The sequence below is a fragment of the Haemophilus sp. Marseille-P9675 genome, from assembly GCF_916862695.1.
Taxonomy (GTDB): domain Bacteria; phylum Pseudomonadota; class Gammaproteobacteria; order Enterobacterales; family Pasteurellaceae; genus Haemophilus; species Haemophilus haemolyticus_K.
Genome location: NZ_CAKASP010000002.1, coordinates 257,223 through 274,121 on the forward strand (window position 1 = coordinate 257,223; position 16,899 = coordinate 274,121).

Consider the following 16,899-nt stretch of genomic DNA (forward strand, 5'->3'; position numbering starts at 1 on the left):
GATAATTTTTAAGCGACTCAACAAAAAAAACAGCAATAACAAAGAAAAAATCTAATAAATAAGAAATATTTTAGATATTTTCAAAAATCAAAATTGAAGTTAACGTTTATAATTTAAAAATTGAATTAAACTATCCACCTCATCTTTCCAGTTCTTATTCATTAATTCAATCCATTTCTCAATAATAATCTTATTAGAAACCTGAGCTGCCTTTTCTAAATCTTCAGCCAACTTATGTAATTGAATGAGTCCTACCGATGCTGCAGCTCCTTTAATTTTATGAGCAAAGGATTCCGTTTCTTTTAAATTATTAACTGATAGTTTAGACAAATAGGTGGGCATTACTTGTTTAAAAATATCTAAATTAGCCAAAACTTGTGCTTTACCTAAAGTTTCAATGAGATCCAAATCAAATACTTCTGTATTATCATTTTCTTGTATTTTTAAAATAGGATGAGATTCATCTGAGAAAAAGTATTGCAGACAATGCTGTAAGTCTTTAATTAAAATAGGTTTACGCAATACACCATCCATCCCCATTTCAAGATAGTCTTTCTCACTATGCATCACATTAGCCGTGAATGCGATCATCGGTGGTAAAAAATCATAAATCCCTTCTTCATAATTTTTTCGTAAATATTGCGCAATATCAAATCCCGTCATATCTGGCAATTTAATATCAAGCAATAGTAAATCATAGGAGTTTTTTTCAAATAGTGCGATAGCTTGCTGACCATTTATCGCCACATCTACCCGATGCCCTAACTTCTCTAAAATTGTTTTTGCAACAATAACATTGAGTTCAACATCTTCAACTAAAAGAATATGTAAATGAGGAATAACTTGATGATTAATTGTGTTAATTTGCGTTTCTTCCGCCTGAATAGATAAATAGAATGTTGATCCCTTTCCTAATTCACTTTCAACTCTCAAATCCCCCCGCATTAATCTAGCAAGATTTTTAGATATTGCTAACCCAATACCACTGCCCGCACTTTGCTGACGACTCTCTTTTACTTGGTAATAAAGTTTAAAAATACGAGACTGCTCTTTTGGTGCAATCCCCATTCCTGTATCAATCACATTAAAATAATAATAATCTTTCTCCCGACTTACTTTTAATGTAATTTCCCCATGATCAGTAAATTTCACTGCATTACTAATTAAATTCCATAAAATTTGGCTTAAACGAACACGATCTAAGGTTAAATAATTAGGTAAACCCGGCTCTGTAATCAAATGAAAGGTAAGATGTTTTTGCTTTGCTAAAAAGCTAGCGAAATTATAAATATCATTCAATAATGCAGGAAAATCTGTTGGTTGTAGATTTAACTCTATCCGGCTTGCATCAATTTTCTCTAAATCAATAATATCACTAAAAATATACCCTAAGCTTACCGCACTTATATTGATCGTTTTCAAATAATTGCGTTGTTTATCATCTAATTTATCATCAAGTAAAATTTGGCTTAAACCCACAATACCATTTAATGGTGTACGCAACTCATGACTAATAGTAGCAAGTAAAGTGCTTTTATCTCTATTATGTTTTTCTAATTTTTCTAGCGCATCGGAAAGTTTTTGCTGAGCAATGATTCGCTCATTCACTTCCTTTTCTAATCGATTAACAGAACAAGATAGCTCTAAACGTGAACGTTCCAATCTTTCAACAAGCAACGTAAAAAAATAAATCACAAAAGGTGCAGTGAGCAATCCAAATGTAACTGATCGAATAATATCGCCCCAAGAGATAGTATGCACAATAAAAAAACTAAATAAAATTTGGGTACATAGTGCAAAAATAGCCAAAATCGTCACGCCTAATAAAGAAAAACGAATTCGTCCTAAACGAATGACCCAATCAACGTAACGCTGTGCAAAATGCTTTATATTTTTCATTATTAGCCCTCTTTAAAATCATCCGAACTATAAGAATTTAAATCATCTAGAGTATTAAAATTTTCAAAGTTGCCTTCTTCTTTCGTAAATTTCACTGAAATCCCACCATTTTCGTTCATAAACTGTAAAAGACGTCGTTCACCCGATGCTAAGTAGTGTCGCAATTTTTCTTTTAGCTGAACGGACATCAAACAAAAAACGGGATGTTCACGTTCCTTATCGCAAGCATACGCAATTAAAGTGCGGTCATTTTTAACCGCACTTTTGAGTTTATCTAAAAAATTCGTAGGGAAAAAAGGCGTATCACAAGGTGTAAAAAGGATGAAGTCACTTTTTGACTTTTCTAAGGCTGTTAGCATGCCACTTAATGGCCCTTGAAAATCGGGCAGTTCATCGGAAAAAACAGGAAAGCCAAATTTTGCATATTCTGTTTGATTTTGGTTAGCATTAATCGAAATATCATGAATTTGTGGTTGCAAGCGATGAATAACATGTTGAATTAAAGATTGTTTACCTAAAATCTGTAATCCTTTATCTTGTCCGCCCATTCTCCGAGCTTTGCCACCAGCCAAAATTACCGCGCTTATTGTAATTGTCATATTTTAATCTATCGTTATTTCAAGTATCATTTGCCTATTTTTTACGATTAAAAAGGAAATAGCAATGAAATGTAAGCGTTTAAATGAAGTTTTGGAACTTTTACAGCCTTATTGGTCTAAAGACCCAGACTTGAGCTTAATGGAAATTTTGCAAAAAATTGCCAATGAATCAGGTTTCCAAAAGCCATTAAATGAATTAACTGATGAGGTGATTATTTATCAGTTAAAAATGGATGGTACAGATAAACATGAGCCAATTCCTGGTCTCAAAAAAGATTACGAAGAAGATTTTAAAACTGCATTGCTTCGTGCTCGCGGTATCATTAAATAAGAAGGAAAGCAAATGAAAAAAGTATTACTTGCGTTAGGTTTAGGTATCAGCGCGCTTATGTCTGTAAATAGTTTTGCTGCAGATTTACAAGAAGGCAAACAATATGTTCAAGTGAGTCAACAGGCTTCACAGCAAAAAGAAGTTATTGAGTTTTTCTCATTCTACTGCCCGCATTGCTACGCCTTTGAAATGGAATACAAAATTCCACAACAAGTCGCAGATGCTTTACCAAAAGACGTGAAATTTAAACAATATCATGTGAATTTCTTAGGTCGCCAGTCTGAAAACTTAACGCGTGCTTGGGCGTTAGCAATGGCATTAGGTGCTGAAAGCAAAGTAAAGGCACCATTATTTGAAGCGGCTCAAAAGGATGCCTTGAAATCAATGGATGATATTCGAGCTATTTTCTTATCAAATGGTGTAACTGCCGAGCAATTTAATGGTGGCATTAATAGTTTTGCAGTAAATGGTTTAGTTAATAAACAAGTAAATGCAGCAGAACAATTTAAAGTGCATGGCGTACCTGATTTTTATGTCAATGGTAAATTCCGCGTAAACCCTGAAGGTTTAAATTACGATGATTTCGTGAAAGATTATGTGCAAACCGTAAAAGGTTTATTGCAAAAATAACGAAAAATTGGTTTAATGCCTGCCCTATTTTGTAAATATTAATGAAAGAAGAGAGAATATTATGGCTGCAAGTTTTAGCGTAACGCGTCGTTTCTTTGACGACAAAAACTACCCACGTGGTTTTTCCCGTCACGGTGATTACACAATCAAAGAATCACAGGTGCTTGAGCAATATGGCCAAGCGTTCAAAGCATTAGACTTAGGGGAACGTGAGCCAGCGACTAAAGAAGAAAAAGATTTCGTCGCTTTTTGCCGTGGTGAGCGCGCAGCGGAGACTTTCTTTGAAAAAACTTGGAATAAATATCGTACTCGTATTAACACTAAAAAACGTGTTTACACCTTATCTGGTGATGTGAGTGAAGCTGCCTCTGGCGGTGAAGATTATTCCGGCGAATAAGATACGTTAAATAAGGCAGGCGGAAGTCTGCCTTTTGTTTTTGAATAGCTTGTGAAATCTCGCATAATTCACGGCTGATAACTTTATTCTCCTATCTTTGTATGAACGATTCGTCTTCATACACCCTATAAATACTAATTTCTATGCAATTACCGATTTCTCAATATAACGAGCTGCTACAAAAAAAACTTGAAAAATTAACCGCACTTTTGCGCCCTTTTAATGCGCCGGATATTCAAGTTTTTGACTCTCCAACAAGCCATTATCGTATGCGTGCGGAGTTTCGTATTTGGCATGAGCAAGATGATTTTTACCATATTATGTTTGATCAAGCGACGCTACAGCGTTATCGCGTGGATGAGTTTCCAATCGCCAGCACTCTGATTAATCGAATGATGCAAACCTTATTACCTTTGTTAAAACAACAAGAGGTGTTACACAAAAAATTATTCCAAATTGATTACCTTAGCACCTTGAGTAATAAGATTATTGTGAGCTTGCTTTATCATAAAACACTCACTGAAGAATGGGAAAATGCGGCTAAAAATCTGAAAGATTTACTCGAAAAGCAAGGTTTTGATGTGCAAATAATCGGGCGTGCAAGTAAACAAAAAATCTGTTTTGAGCAAGATTATGTGGATGAAGTTTTACCTGTGAATGGCAGAAATTGTGTCTATCGCCAAGTTGAGAATAGTTTTACCCAGCCAAATGCAACGGTAAACTGCAAAATGATTGAATGGGCAATTGAGTGTACCCAAAATAGCGAAGGTGATTTATTAGAACTTTACTGCGGAAACGGTAATTTTTCTATCGCGCTTGCACAAAATTTCCGTAAGGTCTTAGCAACAGAAATCGCCAAACCTTCCGTAGCCGCCGCACAATTTAATATTGCTGAAAATAAAGTCGATAATTTACAAATTATCCGTATGTCGGCAGAAGAATTTACGCAGGCTATGAATGGGGTTCGAGCCTTTAACCGCTTGAAAGGGATTAATTTGAAAGCTTACGAATGCAATACCATTTTTGTTGATCCACCTCGCGCTGGGCTTGATCCTGATACAGTGAAACTTGTACAAAATTACGATCGCATTTTGTATATTTCCTGCAATCCACATACGCTGTGCGATAATCTTGTTGAACTTTCAAAAACGCACTGCATTGAAAAAGTGGCGTTATTTGACCAATTCCCTTACACTGACCACATGGAAAGCGGCGTATGGCTCATTCGCAAGTAGGTATTCAACTAATTTCTGAATCTCCAGAAAAAACATTAGCAGAATTGACCGCACTTTGTGCTGAACATAACATTATTCATGATGAACAAAGCCCACTTGCGCTTGTTCAAACCGATGAACGTTTAGAACTTCGTAAACTAGACGAACCTAAACTCGGAGCAGTTTATGTTGATTTTGTAGGTGGCACAATGGCTCATCGTCGTAAATTTGGTGGTGGACGTGGAGAAGCCGTAGCAAAAGCGGTGGGGATTAAAGGTTCGGAATTGCTAACCGTTATTGATGCAACAGCAGGTTTAGGGCGTGATGCCTTTGTGCTAGCCTCAATTGGCTGCCAAGTTCGGCTAGTGGAACGTCATCCTGTCGTTTTTTTACTTCTACAAGATGGTTTAAATCGTGCTTATCAAGATGAGGAAATCGGCGAGATGTTGCAACAAAATTTGCGCTTACTGAATCTTCACCATATTAATGAACTTGATCCTGATATTGATTATGCCGATGTGGTTTATCTCGATCCAATGTATCCGCATAAACAAAAATCTGCGCTAGTAAAAAAAGAAATGCGTGTATTCCAGCATTTAGTCGGAGCTGATTTAGATGCCGATGAATTGCTGTTACCTGCACTACAATTAGCTAAAAAACGTGTGGTCGTGAAGCGTCCTGACTACGCAGAATTTCTTGGTGGAAAACAACCGCACTTTAGTCGTGAAACGAAAAATCATCGCTTTGATATTTATATGGGAGCATCCCAATGCTAAGAGAAAGTGCCGTTGTTATTAGCTATGAAAATGGCATTGCAAAAGTGAAATGCCAATCCCAAAGTGCCTGTGGCCAATGCGCCGCTAAAAACAGTTGTGGAACATCAAGCCTTTCCGAATTAAACGGAAAACGTGGCGAGCATATTTTTAATGTGGAAACATTAATGCCATTACGCGAAGGTCAAATTGTCGAAATAGGATTAGAAGAAAAATCAATGCTACTTTCTGCCTTGTTAATGTATATTGTGCCACTTTTAACACTGGTATTAAGCACATTAATTTCTGATTATATTAGCCACAATGAAATTCTTCGTACAATATTAATATTTTTTTCTACCGCTATTTCATTTATCGTTGTGAAAATATATAGTAGAAATTTAGCACAAAAAACGGAGTTTCATCCAACTTTATTACGCGTTCTCTCATAAATAATATTTAATCTGTTAACTTCTGCAAACCAAAATGTCGATAAGTCTGTGATGTAGCAATTCGCCCACGTGGGGTACGTTGTAAAAAACCTTGCTGAATCAAATAAGGCTCTAAAACATCCTCAATAGTATCGCGCTCTTCACCGATTGCAGCAGCAAGATTATCCAGCCCCACTGGCCCGCCGTCAAAACGCTCAATAACTGCAGACAATAATTTTCTATCTAAATAATCAAATCCGGCATCGTCTACATCCAACATTGAAAGCGCTTGTTTTGCCACATCTACAGAAATAATGCCACCATTACGCACATCTGCATAATCACGCACGCGTCGTAATAAACGGTTTGCAATTCGAGGCGTGCCTCGTGAACGACGAGCCACCTCAAAAGCAGCTTGCTGTTCTAATTCAAGATTCAAACATCCCGCACTTCTTGCAACAATAGATGTTAAATCTTCTACAGAATAGAATTCCAAACGTTGCACAATCCCAAAACGATCACGCAATGGTGAAGTCAAAGAGCCCGCTCTAGTCGTCGCGCCAACCAAAGTAAAAGGTGGCAAATCTAATTTAATAGAACGAGCAGCAGGACCCTCACCAATCATAATATCCAATTGATAATCTTCCATTGCTGGATAAAGGACTTCTTCAATAGCTGGGGAAAGTCGATGAATTTCATCAATAAATAACACATCATGCGGTTCAAGATTAGTTAGCATTGCGGCTAAATCCCCCGCTTTTTCCAATACAGGCCCTGATGTCGTACGAATATTCACGCCCATTTCATTTGCCACAATATTAGCAAGCGTTGTTTTTCCCAAACCTGGAGGGCCAAAAATCAATAAATGATCTAAGGCATCTTGACGTAATTTGGCTGCCTTGATGAAAATATCCATTTGCTCGCGTACTTGCGGCTGCCCAACATAATCTGCTAATAATTTCGGACGAATAGCGCGATCGATAACATCTTCATCAAGCTTAGCTTGTCCGCTAATAATTCTATCTGCTTCAATCATGTCTCACCTACAGTGCGGCTTTTAAAGCTTCGCGGATAACTTGTTCACTGGTTAATTCTGGCTTAGCAACTCGTTTCACCATTTTTTCTGCTTCTGCAGGTTTATAACCTAAAGCAATCAAGGCTGAAATAGCTTCATCAGATGAATTTTCTGTACGCAATTCAATAGATGGCGCTGACGGAATATGAGTACTTTCTACAAAGAAATCGCTTTGTTTTACGCCTTTAAATTTACCTTTGAGCTCAACTAACAAACGTTCAGCTGTTTTTTTACCAACTCCTGGAATTTTAGTGAGTTTAGAAAGTTCTTCTCTCTCAATTGCATAAGCAAATTGTTCGACCGACATGGCGGATAAAATCGCTAGGGCTAATTTAGGGCCTACCCCATTTGTTTTAATTAATTCACGAAATAAAGTGCGGTCTGTTTTTTGGGCAAATCCAAAGAGTAAGTGAGCATCTTCACGAACAACAAGATGGGTGAACAAAGTAGTTTCTTGACCAATTTCTGGTAAATCATAGAAACTCGTCATAGGCAAAAGCAATTCATAGCCTACGCCTTGCACATTAAGTAAAATTTCTGGAGGTTGTTTTTCTAAAAGAATGCCTTGTAAGCGACCGATCATAATTCTTCCGAATGATAAAAAACTTAGCGCATAGAATAAAATAAAACTGGACGAACATCCAGTTAAATTTTTAATCTAAAGCGTCCTCGGCTATATCTGGTCTTTAAAAGTGCGGTCATTTTTTCTTGCGTTTCTGTCATTTTCACAGAATTGGCAATATGCAAAGAATGTTGAATAGAATGCGCATGTGTAATCGCGATGGCCAACGCATCCGCTGCATCGGCTTGAGGTTTATCTGACAACTTCAAAATACGAGTCACCATTTCTTGCACTTGCACTTTATCTGCGGAACCAATGCCCACAACCGTTTGTTTTACTAAACGTGCGGCATATTCAAAAACAGGTAAATCATGATTTACTGCAGCAACAATCGCCGTACCACGTGCCTGCCCGAGTTTTAAAGCTGAATCTGCATTCTTCGCCATAAACACTTGCTCAATTGCAAACATATCAGGTTGAAATTGCGTAATGATTTCAGTTACTCCAGCATAAATGCGTTTCAAACGGGTTGGTAAATCTTCAACTTGAGTACGGATTGCGCCACTGCCGAGATATTCCAAATGTCTTCCTGTTTGACGAATCACACCGTAACCAGTTACGCGAGAGCCTGGGTCAATACCTAAAATAATACTCATAAGAATAAAAATAAACGGCTAATCTATTAACACTAGCCGTTTTATTTTTTATTATCTGTTTGCTTTTGCTGTAGCTTTTACATTAACATCGCAATTCTTTACTAGAATTTTATCTGATTTTTCACCTTTTTCTAAAAGATTTACAGGCACTACAGAATCAAATTTATTTAACGTTAAACCACTATCTACGTTCCAAACATATTTACCTGAAGTAAATGAAGTAAAATCTTTTTGCGCTGTATCACGAGAAAAATCTTTCGCGATAACTTTGTTACCAACCATTACCATCGCAGCTGTGGCTTCCTGATTCTCAAATTGATAAACTGCCGTAACCGTTTTTTTATTACAAGAATAAACAACTGTTTTATCTGTTACGGTTGGCATTGCAGCTTGGGCTGGTTTTGATTCCATTTTTGCTGTTTCACTTGCACAAGCGGATAATACAACAAACGCAGCCATTACAGGCAATACTTTTACTAATTTCATTATTATCTCCTTAAAATTACAGTTGAGCTGCAATTTCATCACTAATTTCACCGTTATGATATACGTTTTGTACATCATCACAGTCTTCTAACATATCAATTAAACGCAATAATTTAGGCGCAGTTTCAAGATCAAGATCGACGGTAGTTGATGGAATCATTGTCACTTCAGCTTCTTGAACTTTAAAGCCAGCTGCTTCAATACCATCACGCACCGAACCTAAATCTTCCCAAGCAGTGTAGATTTCAAATGAACCATCATCTTGGGGTTGAATATCATCAGCACCTGCTTCAATTGCTGCCTCAGTTAACGCATCTTCGTCTGCTTCAGTAATTAGAATTAAACCTTTTTTACTAAACAAATAACCAACCGATCCCTCAGTCCCTAAATTACCACCACATTTAGTGAAACTTGGGCGAACTTGTGAGATCGTTCGGTTTGCGTTGTCGCTTAGACACTCAACCATCACAGCAGTTCCACCTGGACCATAACCTTCATAAATTTTGGTTTCCATATTAGTGTCATCGCCACCACCTACACCACGATCAATAGCGCGGTTGATAGTATCACGCGTCATATTATTGCTAAGCGCTTTATCAACTGCTGCACGTAAACGCGGATTAGCACTCACATCGCCACCACCAATTTTAGCTGCAGTAACAAGTTCACGAATTAATTTAGTAAAAATTTTACCGCGTTGTGCATCTTGTGCTGCTTTGCGGTGTTTAATATTAGCCCACTTACTATGGCCTGCCATGTTGTTTTCCTTCTATTTAACTTTAAGAATATATTTTCTAATTGCTTCCGCATTATTAGAAGATTTCGTCATTTGGATCGCTTGTTCAGGTGAAACCCATTGATACGCCAAATGCTCACTTAATATCGGTTCAAATTCCTGCTCAACTGCCAATAAAAACCAATGTTCATGACATTGAGTCACATTCGGTGCGTATTTATATCGGAAATGTGGAAAAATTTCAAATTCTATGCTCTCTTTGCAATCAAAAAGTGCGCTGGAATTTTCTTCTATTTTTAATCCGACCTCTTCCCAAACTTCTCGAATCGCCGTTGCTCTTGGTGTTTCATTCGCTTCCAATGTACCTGTGACAGATTGCCAAAAAGTGGAATCATCTTGACGTTGAAGCATAAGAACACGATTCGTGCTTTCTGCATAAATTACCACAAGAACCGATTGATTATTTTTATATTTCAAACTTATCATTTACATGATTGAGAATGGGCGCATCATACCTTTTCTATTAAAAACTTTCAAAAAAATTACCGCACTTTAAAACTAAAGGGCGGTAATGATCTCAATTATTTAGTTTAACCAGCCAACTTGTTGGACAATAAATAATCCTGCAAAGGCGGTTAAGTAGAATAAACCAATAAGAGATAACCATAACAATCCGCCTTTTACACTGTGTTTCGCATGCTTAGTCAGAGATAAATTTAACCAAGCAAAAATTGGGGCTGAAACAAATGAAGCAATCATTGCGAATTTCAACATCGGCCCAACGGCATTATTAAAGTAGAAAATAATCGCTAAACCAGACAATGCGGCCAAAATCATACCGATATTAAGAATTCTCACTGAGCTTTCTTGTTTACCGAATAAAATACGTAAAGATTCAACATTGGTACGCGAATAACCATCAATTACCGTGATTGTTGTACCAAACATACACATGAACGCGATTACTGCAATTAATAAACGTGCCCATTCACCGATAGTACTTGCATACATATTGATAAGTTGCGCAATATATTTTCCACCCACCATCTCTACGGTTTCAGGAGAACCATATTGTACCAATGCGCCAAGGGCTAAGAAAACAACGGCTAAAATGGCGGTACCGATGTAACCCACGTTGAAGTCAAATAAACCATCTTGATAAGACACTTTGGTTAAACGACGTTTTGCCACCACCCACATGGAATTAATTGCAGAGATTTCAATTGGCGCAGGCATCCAGCCCATTAAAGCAACTAAAAATGCTAATTTGCTTAATTCCCATGGAGAAGGCGCGACAAAATCAGGTGCGGCTACACCATGGATGCCGTTACGCATAAGGGCAATCACAACGGCGCTTACGGTTGTTACCGTTAAAGCAATCATGATGATTTTCGATAAACTATCTAATAAACGGTATTTACCCAATAATAAAATACCGGTTGTTACAAGAATCACTAATGAGCTTAATACTGGCATTGGTAGAGGAATTGGCGTAATGAAGGTTAAAATTGCTGCCGTTAATAATCCCACTGCAGCAGTATTAATTACTGTGGCAAAAACGTTTAAAGCAAGGAATAGCCAAAGGTAGAATTTCCCTTTTTGACGGTAACCTTCTAACAAGGTATTACCGGTATCTAGGGTATATTGAACACCGAAACGGAAGAAAGGATATTTAAATAAGTTAGCAAGAATAACAATGCTCACTAATTCCCAACCATAGATCGCCCCCGCTTGGGTAGATGCAATAATATGTGAACCGCCAACAGCTGCTGATGCCATCACGATTCCAGGGCCTAAGGCAGAGAATTTACTCGCCCACGTTGATTTTTCTACTGGAGTTGAAACTTCACTCATAAAACTTTCTCTTATAAATTGACCATAAACCGAAAAGGTCTTATTTATAATAGAATTTTATTCTTGGGTAAAGTAGGCAAAACCCAACAAAAAGGACCAATAAAAGAACGAAAATCTAATTATGGATATTTTTCAGAATATTATTTTAAAATAAATAACATTAAAGCACATTCATACCAGAAAAGTAATATATTTAAGTGAATAAAATTTTTTCACAAAAATGCGGTCAAAATTGACCGCACTTTATTATTCAAATTTCAAATTTACTCAGCTTTTACAACCTGAATACTCAACTCAGCTAATGCCTGTGGATTCGCAAAACTTGGCGCTTCGGTCATTAAGCACGCCGCTGCCGTCGTTTTCGGGAACGCGATGACATCACGAATATTTTCAGTGCCGGTTAAAAGCATAGTTAAACGGTCTAAACCAAATGCTAAACCTGCATGTGGCGGTGTACCGAATTTTAATGCATCTAACAAGAAGCCAAATTTTTCACGTTGTTCTTGTTCATTGATACCAAGAATGCGGAATACGGTTTGTTGCATTTTCGGATCGAAAATACGAACAGAACCACCACCTACTTCGTAGCCATTAATTACCATGTCGTAAGCATTTGCTACCGCATTAGTTGGATTCGCTTCTAATTGTTCTGGCGTAAAATCTTTTGGTGAAGTGAATGGGTGGTGCATTGCTGCGAGATTACCCTCTTCATCACGTTCAAACATTGGGAAATCAATTACCCAAAGCGGTTGCCATTCATCTAAACGAGTTAAGCCAAGGTCACGACCTAATTTCAAACGTAACGCCCCCATTGCATCAGTGGTGGTTTGCCATTTATCTGCACCGAAGAATAAGATATCACCAGTTTGAGCTTTCACGCGTTCAGCTAACGCTTTCCATACCTCTTCATTTAAGAATTTCGCAATCGGGCTTTGTACGCCTTCAAGTCCAGCATTAATGTCATTTACTTTCGCCCAAGCCAAACCTTTCGCACCGTAAATACCAACAAATTGTGTATATTCATCAATTTGTTTACGAGTAATTTCTGCACCATTTGGTACACGAATGACTGCCACACGGCCATTTGGATTGTTTGCTGGCTCATTAAATACTTTAAAATCAACGTCTTTTACGATATCAGCTACATCCACCATTTCTAATGGGTTACGTAAATCCGGCTTATCAGAACCAAAACGACGCATCGCTTCTTGCCAAGTCATCACCGGGAATTTACCTAAATCTACACCAATGGTATCAAGCCATAAGCCGTGAACCATACGTTCCATAATTTCGCGAACTTCTGGCGCAGTTAAGAAAGAGGTTTCCACATCGATTTGAGTAAATTCAGGCTGACGATCCGCACGTAAATCTTCATCACGGAAACATTTCACAATTTGATAATAACGATCAAAACCAGACATCATTAAAAGCTGTTTGAAAAGCTGTGGTGATTGCGGCAACGCATAGAATTTGCCTTTATGCACACGGCTTGGCACTAAATAGTCACGCGCACCTTCTGGCGTGGCTTTGGTAAGCATTGGGGTTTCAATATCAAGGAAACCATTGTCATCCATAAAACGACGCACAAAGCTGGTGATTTTTGCACGGGTTTTCAAACGTTGAGCCATTTCAGGGCGACGTAAATCTAAATAACGATATTTTAAACGTTGCTCTTCAGTATTGTTTTGGTTAAAGTCGAGAGGCAACACATCAGAAGCATTGTAAACACGTAATTCTTTCGCTAACACTTCCACTTCACCTGTTGCCATATTTTTATTGATTTGGTTTTCAGGACGCGCAATCACTTCACCTTTAATTTGGATACAGAATTCGTTACGTAAACCCGCAGCCGCTGTCAATGCATCTTGATATTTCGGATCAAAACAAACCTGCACAATGCCATCACGATCGCGCATATCAATAAAAATTAAGCCACCTAAATCACGACGGCGGTGAACCCAACCGCTTAATGTTACGTCTTGTCCGATATTGTTACGGTTTAATGCTCCGCAATAATGTGTACGCATCATATTCAATTCCTTAACTCTCTATAAAAATGGAAAAATACCGCAGAATTATACGGAAAAAGGCACGTCTTTTGAATCTTAAACGGAAATTTATTTGACCCTTTGAAAACTTTCCTTAAAATGACCGCACTTTTTAAATATTTTCTAATCCGTAGGGTGTGGAAAGTTAAAAAACACATCCCGCACACAATGTAAATCATGAAAGATACTATTTTTTCCGCGCCTATTGAAAAACTCGGCGATTTTACCTTTGATGAAAACGTTGCTGAAGTCTTTCCAGACATGATTCAACGCTCCGTACCGGGCTATTCCAACATTATCACTGCAATCGGTATGCTGGCAGAACGTTTCGTTACAGCTGAGAGTAACGTTTATGATCTTGGTTGCTCGCGAGGTGCCGCCACACTTTCGGCACGTCGAAATATTCATCAACCAAACGTAAAAATTATTGGCATCGATAATTCTCAACCTATGGTTGAACGTTGTCGCCAACATATTGCGGCATATCATAGTGAGGTACCTGTAGAAATTCTCTGTGACGATATTCGCCACATTGAGATTAAAAATGCCTCAATGGTCATTCTCAACTTCACCTTGCAATTTTTACCGCCTGAAGATCGCATCGCATTGCTTACAAAAATCTATGAAGGTTTAAATCCAAATGGTGTATTGGTACTATCTGAAAAATTCCGTTTTGAAGATGAAAAGGTAAATGAGCTACTGATTGATCTCCACCACCAATTCAAACGTGCTAATGGTTATAGCGAACTTGAAGTGAGTCAGAAACGCACCGCACTTGAAAATGTGATGCGTACAGATTCTATCGAGACACACAAAGTGCGGTTAAAAAACGTAGGATTTTCACAAGTAGAACTTTGGTTTCAATGCTTTAATTTTGGCTCAATGATTGCGGTTAAATAATTCATAACAAATTTATTTAATTCAACTTTTTTATGGCATAATGCGCGCACTTTTATCAAAAAAGGATTAAACCAATGCGAATTTTACACACTATGTTACGCGTCGGCGATTTAGATCGTTCAATCAAATTTTATCAAGATGTTTTAGGTATGCGCTTATTACGCACCAGTGAAAACCCAGAATACAAATATACGCTGGCTTTTTTAGGTTACGAAGATGGCGAAAGTGCGGCAGAAATTGAATTAACATACAACTGGGGCGTAGATAAATATGAACACGGCACAGCATATGGACATATCGCTATCGGCGTGGATGATATTTATGCGACTTGTGAAGCCGTTCGCGCAAGCGGTGGTAACGTCACTCGCGAAGCGGGGCCAGTTAAAGGTGGCTCAACCGTCATTGCTTTTGTTGAAGATCCAGATGGTTATAAAATTGAATTTATCGAAAACAAAAGTACTAAATCTGGTTTAGGCAACTAAAGTGCGGTCAATTTTTATTGTATTTTTAATAACGTAGGGATTCCTACGTTATTTTATTTTTAAGAGATAGATTATGTCCGATTCTCAAGAAATCCCTTATCACAACCAATTAAAAAATCGCTTTCGTGGCTATTTCCCCGTCATTATTGATGTTGAAACTGCAGGTTTTGATGCAAAAAAAGATGCGTTACTCGAACTAGCCGCCATCACATTAAAAATGGATGAACATGGTTATTTGCATCCTGATCAGAAATGCCATTTTCATATCGAGCCTTTTGAAGGAGCAAATATTAATCCAGAATCCTTGAAATTTAATGGCATTGATATTCACAATCCATTACGTGGCGCAGTATCTGAACTCGATGCAATCACGGGATTATTTCAAATGGTACGTCGAGGACAAAAAGATGCAGATTGTCAACGTTCTATCATTGTGGCGCACAATGCTGCTTTTGATCAAAGTTTTGTGATGGCTGCCGCTGAACGTACTGGCGTAAAGCGTAATCCCTTCCATCCTTTTGGAATGTTTGACACCGCAAGTTTAGCAGGCTTGATGTTTGGTCAGACTGTTCTCGTTAAAGCCTGTCTTGCCGCTAAAATTCCATTTGATGGGAAGCAGGCGCACTCCGCGCTATACGACACCGAACGTACAGCGGAATTATTCTGCTATATGGTCAATCATTTAAAAGATTTAGGTGGTTATCCCCATATCATTCCAGACAGTGAAGTAAATGACAAATAAGAATAAATTCAAGGAACAAACTCCGCTTAGTCTGCCAAAAGAGAAAAATATGACTGAACAAAATGAAAGAATCATTAATTCATCAGTAAAAATGCTGACAATTAGTGAAGATGAAAGTGGCCAACGTATCGATAATTATTTATTAGCAAAACTCAAAGGTGTGCCTAAAAGTTTAATTTATCGTATTGTGCGGAAAGGTGAAGTGCGGGTAAATAAAGGCCGGATTAAGCCAGAATATAAACTTCAAACAGGTGATATCGTTCGAGTTCCGCCAGTGCGTGTGGCTGAAAAAAACGATACTTCGATTTCAAAAAATCTCAATAAAGTCGCCGCACTTGAAAACCAAATTTTATTTGAAGATGATTGTTTGATTGTTTTAAATAAACCTTCAGGAATCGCTGTGCATGGTGGGAGTGGTTTAAATTTTGGTGTGATTGAAGCCTTGCGAGCATTGCGTCCAGAAGCGCGCTTTTTAGAACTAGTTCATCGTTTGGATCGGGACACATCAGGCATTTTATTAATTGCTAAAAAACGTTCAGCATTACGTAATTTGCATGAACAACTTCGCGTCAAAACCGTTCAAAAAGATTATTTAGCGTTAGTACGTGGACAATGGCAATCCCATGTAAAAGTTGTTCAAGCACCGCTTTTGAAAAATGAATTATCTAGCGGAGAGCGTATTGTGCGTGTCAGCGAGCAAGGCAAACCATCTGAAACCCGATTTAGCATTGAAGAACGCTATACAAATGCTACGCTCGTGAAGGCCTCACCAGTAACAGGGCGTACACATCAAATTCGCGTACATACACAATATGCTGGACACCCAATTGCATTAGATGATAAATACGGTGATAAAGATTTTGATAAACAAATGAGCGAGTTGGGATTGAACCGTTTATTCTTGCATGCCTTTTCAATTCGGTTTGAGCACCCTAAAAATGGCGAAACCCTACGTTTCAATGCGCCACTAGATCATAAAATGAAAGCAATTTTGCAAAAGTTACGGGAAAGCAAATAGACAACATTTGTGTTTATTGCTACACTTGCGTACGGAGACAACTCGTTTCTATCACCAAAATTTCATAATAACGACAACAAAGGATAG

Annotated in this window: 20 protein-coding genes; 10 read left to right on the plus strand and 10 right to left on the minus strand. The window is 37.9% G+C overall.

The window, feature by feature from the left end; all coding sequences use genetic code 11:
* Positions 1–99 precede the first annotated feature (99 nt).
* Entirely contained in the window at positions 100–1,899 is a 1,800-nt protein-coding gene (locus LIX50_RS04890; protein WP_048952851.1) for an ATP-binding protein, read from the minus strand.
* Positions 1,900–1,901: 2 nt separating this feature from the next.
* The gene (mobA, locus tag LIX50_RS04895; protein WP_048952850.1) at positions 1,902–2,498 is read right to left on the minus strand and encodes a molybdenum cofactor guanylyltransferase MobA; all 597 of its coding nucleotides are present in this window, start codon (positions 2,496–2,498) and stop codon (positions 1,902–1,904) included.
* 64 nt (positions 2,499–2,562) lie between these two features.
* On the opposite strand from mobA, the gene LIX50_RS04900 reads away from it, so the two are divergent.
* The 6 genes from LIX50_RS04900 (at position 2,563) to LIX50_RS04925 (ending at position 6,274) form a co-directional block, all read left to right on the plus strand.
* Positions 2,563–2,829, plus strand: a complete 267-nt coding sequence (locus LIX50_RS04900) for a YihD family protein (RefSeq protein ID WP_005631120.1) — start codon at positions 2,563–2,565, stop codon at positions 2,827–2,829.
* 12 nt (positions 2,830–2,841) lie between these two features.
* Positions 2,842–3,459 carry a thiol:disulfide interchange protein DsbA gene (dsbA, locus tag LIX50_RS04905; RefSeq protein ID WP_048952849.1) on the plus strand — a complete coding sequence of 206 codons (618 nt, stop codon included), beginning with the start codon at positions 2,842–2,844 and terminating at the stop codon, positions 3,457–3,459.
* Between the two features lie 61 nt (positions 3,460–3,520).
* Entirely contained in the window at positions 3,521–3,856 is a 336-nt protein-coding gene (locus LIX50_RS04910; RefSeq protein ID WP_005626449.1) for a DUF413 domain-containing protein, read from the plus strand.
* Positions 3,857–3,999: 143 nt separating this feature from the next.
* The gene (trmA, locus tag LIX50_RS04915) at positions 4,000–5,091 is read left to right on the plus strand and encodes a tRNA (uridine(54)-C5)-methyltransferase TrmA (RefSeq protein ID WP_048952848.1); all 1,092 of its coding nucleotides are present in this window, start codon (positions 4,000–4,002) and stop codon (positions 5,089–5,091) included.
* On the plus strand, positions 5,073–5,846 hold the full coding sequence (locus LIX50_RS04920; protein ID WP_048952847.1) for a class I SAM-dependent methyltransferase: 774 nt from the start codon (positions 5,073–5,075) through the stop codon (positions 5,844–5,846). The genes trmA and LIX50_RS04920 overlap by 19 nt, the downstream gene beginning before the upstream one ends.
* A complete protein-coding gene (locus tag LIX50_RS04925) occupies positions 5,840–6,274 on the plus strand; it encodes a SoxR reducing system RseC family protein (protein ID WP_048952846.1) in 435 nt (144 codons plus the stop codon). Before LIX50_RS04920 ends, LIX50_RS04925 begins: the two co-directional genes overlap by 7 nt.
* A gap of 7 nt (positions 6,275–6,281) precedes the next feature.
* Here LIX50_RS04925 and ruvB read toward each other — a convergent pair whose 3' ends face one another.
* The 8 genes from ruvB to aspS form a co-directional block, all read right to left on the minus strand.
* Positions 6,282–7,289, minus strand: coding sequence for a Holliday junction branch migration DNA helicase RuvB (gene ruvB, locus LIX50_RS04930; RefSeq protein WP_048952845.1), 1,008 nt, complete (start codon positions 7,287–7,289; stop codon positions 6,282–6,284).
* A 7-nt stretch (positions 7,290–7,296) separates the two neighbouring features.
* Positions 7,297–7,911 (minus strand): Holliday junction branch migration protein RuvA, encoded by a 615-nt coding sequence (gene ruvA / locus LIX50_RS04935; RefSeq protein ID WP_048952844.1) that lies wholly within the window; start codon positions 7,909–7,911, stop codon positions 7,297–7,299.
* A 62-nt stretch (positions 7,912–7,973) separates the two neighbouring features.
* Complete coding sequence (gene ruvC, locus LIX50_RS04940) at positions 7,974–8,546, minus strand: crossover junction endodeoxyribonuclease RuvC (protein WP_005628536.1); 573 nt, start codon at positions 8,544–8,546, stop codon at positions 7,974–7,976.
* A gap of 51 nt (positions 8,547–8,597) precedes the next feature.
* Positions 8,598–9,032, minus strand: a complete 435-nt coding sequence (locus tag LIX50_RS04945; RefSeq protein WP_048952843.1) for a hypothetical protein — start codon at positions 9,030–9,032, stop codon at positions 8,598–8,600.
* Positions 9,033–9,048: 16 nt separating this feature from the next.
* Entirely contained in the window at positions 9,049–9,789 is a 741-nt protein-coding gene (locus LIX50_RS04950) for a YebC/PmpR family DNA-binding transcriptional regulator (RefSeq protein WP_048952842.1), read from the minus strand.
* Between the two features lie 12 nt (positions 9,790–9,801).
* Positions 9,802–10,254 carry a dihydroneopterin triphosphate diphosphatase gene (gene nudB, locus LIX50_RS04955; RefSeq protein ID WP_048952841.1) on the minus strand — a complete coding sequence of 151 codons (453 nt, stop codon included), beginning with the start codon at positions 10,252–10,254 and terminating at the stop codon, positions 9,802–9,804.
* Between the two features lie 99 nt (positions 10,255–10,353).
* Positions 10,354–11,622, minus strand: coding sequence for an NRAMP family divalent metal transporter (locus LIX50_RS04960; RefSeq protein ID WP_048952840.1), 1,269 nt, complete (start codon positions 11,620–11,622; stop codon positions 10,354–10,356).
* A 263-nt stretch (positions 11,623–11,885) separates the two neighbouring features.
* Complete coding sequence (aspS, locus tag LIX50_RS04965) at positions 11,886–13,652, minus strand: aspartate--tRNA ligase (protein WP_048952839.1); 1,767 nt, start codon at positions 13,650–13,652, stop codon at positions 11,886–11,888.
* 192 nt (positions 13,653–13,844) lie between these two features.
* Here aspS and cmoA point away from each other — a divergent pair, with 192 nt between their 5' ends.
* From cmoA to rluC, 4 genes are all read left to right on the plus strand, one after another.
* Positions 13,845–14,570 (plus strand): carboxy-S-adenosyl-L-methionine synthase CmoA, encoded by a 726-nt coding sequence (gene cmoA, locus LIX50_RS04970; protein WP_048952838.1) that lies wholly within the window; start codon positions 13,845–13,847, stop codon positions 14,568–14,570.
* 74 nt (positions 14,571–14,644) lie between these two features.
* Complete coding sequence (gene gloA, locus LIX50_RS04975) at positions 14,645–15,052, plus strand: lactoylglutathione lyase (RefSeq protein ID WP_005628548.1); 408 nt, start codon at positions 14,645–14,647, stop codon at positions 15,050–15,052.
* A 73-nt stretch (positions 15,053–15,125) separates the two neighbouring features.
* The gene (gene rnt, locus LIX50_RS04980; protein WP_048952837.1) at positions 15,126–15,794 is read left to right on the plus strand and encodes a ribonuclease T; all 669 of its coding nucleotides are present in this window, start codon (positions 15,126–15,128) and stop codon (positions 15,792–15,794) included.
* A gap of 49 nt (positions 15,795–15,843) precedes the next feature.
* The gene (rluC, locus tag LIX50_RS04985; protein ID WP_048952873.1) at positions 15,844–16,812 is read left to right on the plus strand and encodes a 23S rRNA pseudouridine(955/2504/2580) synthase RluC; all 969 of its coding nucleotides are present in this window, start codon (positions 15,844–15,846) and stop codon (positions 16,810–16,812) included.
* Positions 16,813–16,899: the final 87 nt, after the last annotated feature.

Bases quoted from the DNA above. Each gene is read 5' to 3' on its own strand.
- LIX50_RS04890 (WP_048952851.1), bottom strand. From the start codon at position 1,899: ATGAAAAATATAAAGCATTTTGCACAGCGTTACGTTGATTGGGTCATT.
- mobA (WP_048952850.1), bottom strand. From the start codon at position 2,498: ATGACAATTACAATAAGCGCGGTAATTTTGGCTGGTGGCAAAGCTCGG.
- LIX50_RS04900 (WP_005631120.1), top strand. From the start codon at position 2,563: ATGAAATGTAAGCGTTTAAATGAAGTTTTGGAACTTTTACAGCCTTAT.
- dsbA (WP_048952849.1), top strand. From the start codon at position 2,842: ATGAAAAAAGTATTACTTGCGTTAGGTTTAGGTATCAGCGCGCTTATG.
- LIX50_RS04910 (WP_005626449.1), top strand. From the start codon at position 3,521: ATGGCTGCAAGTTTTAGCGTAACGCGTCGTTTCTTTGACGACAAAAAC.
- trmA (WP_048952848.1), top strand. From the start codon at position 4,000: ATGCAATTACCGATTTCTCAATATAACGAGCTGCTACAAAAAAAACTT.
- LIX50_RS04920 (WP_048952847.1), top strand. From the start codon at position 5,073: ATGGCTCATTCGCAAGTAGGTATTCAACTAATTTCTGAATCTCCAGAA.
- LIX50_RS04925 (WP_048952846.1), top strand. From the start codon at position 5,840: ATGCTAAGAGAAAGTGCCGTTGTTATTAGCTATGAAAATGGCATTGCA.
- ruvB (WP_048952845.1), bottom strand. From the start codon at position 7,289: ATGATTGAAGCAGATAGAATTATTAGCGGACAAGCTAAGCTTGATGAA.
- ruvA (WP_048952844.1), bottom strand. From the start codon at position 7,911: ATGATCGGTCGCTTACAAGGCATTCTTTTAGAAAAACAACCTCCAGAA.
- ruvC (WP_005628536.1), bottom strand. From the start codon at position 8,546: ATGAGTATTATTTTAGGTATTGACCCAGGCTCTCGCGTAACTGGTTAC.
- LIX50_RS04945 (WP_048952843.1), bottom strand. From the start codon at position 9,032: ATGAAATTAGTAAAAGTATTGCCTGTAATGGCTGCGTTTGTTGTATTA.
- LIX50_RS04950 (WP_048952842.1), bottom strand. From the start codon at position 9,789: ATGGCAGGCCATAGTAAGTGGGCTAATATTAAACACCGCAAAGCAGCA.
- nudB (WP_048952841.1), bottom strand. From the start codon at position 10,254: ATGATAAGTTTGAAATATAAAAATAATCAATCGGTTCTTGTGGTAATT.
- LIX50_RS04960 (WP_048952840.1), bottom strand. From the start codon at position 11,622: ATGAGTGAAGTTTCAACTCCAGTAGAAAAATCAACGTGGGCGAGTAAA.
- aspS (WP_048952839.1), bottom strand. From the start codon at position 13,652: ATGATGCGTACACATTATTGCGGAGCATTAAACCGTAACAATATCGGA.
- gloA (WP_005628548.1), top strand. From the start codon at position 14,645: ATGCGAATTTTACACACTATGTTACGCGTCGGCGATTTAGATCGTTCA.
- rnt (WP_048952837.1), top strand. From the start codon at position 15,126: ATGTCCGATTCTCAAGAAATCCCTTATCACAACCAATTAAAAAATCGC.
- rluC (WP_048952873.1), top strand. From the start codon at position 15,844: ATGACTGAACAAAATGAAAGAATCATTAATTCATCAGTAAAAATGCTG.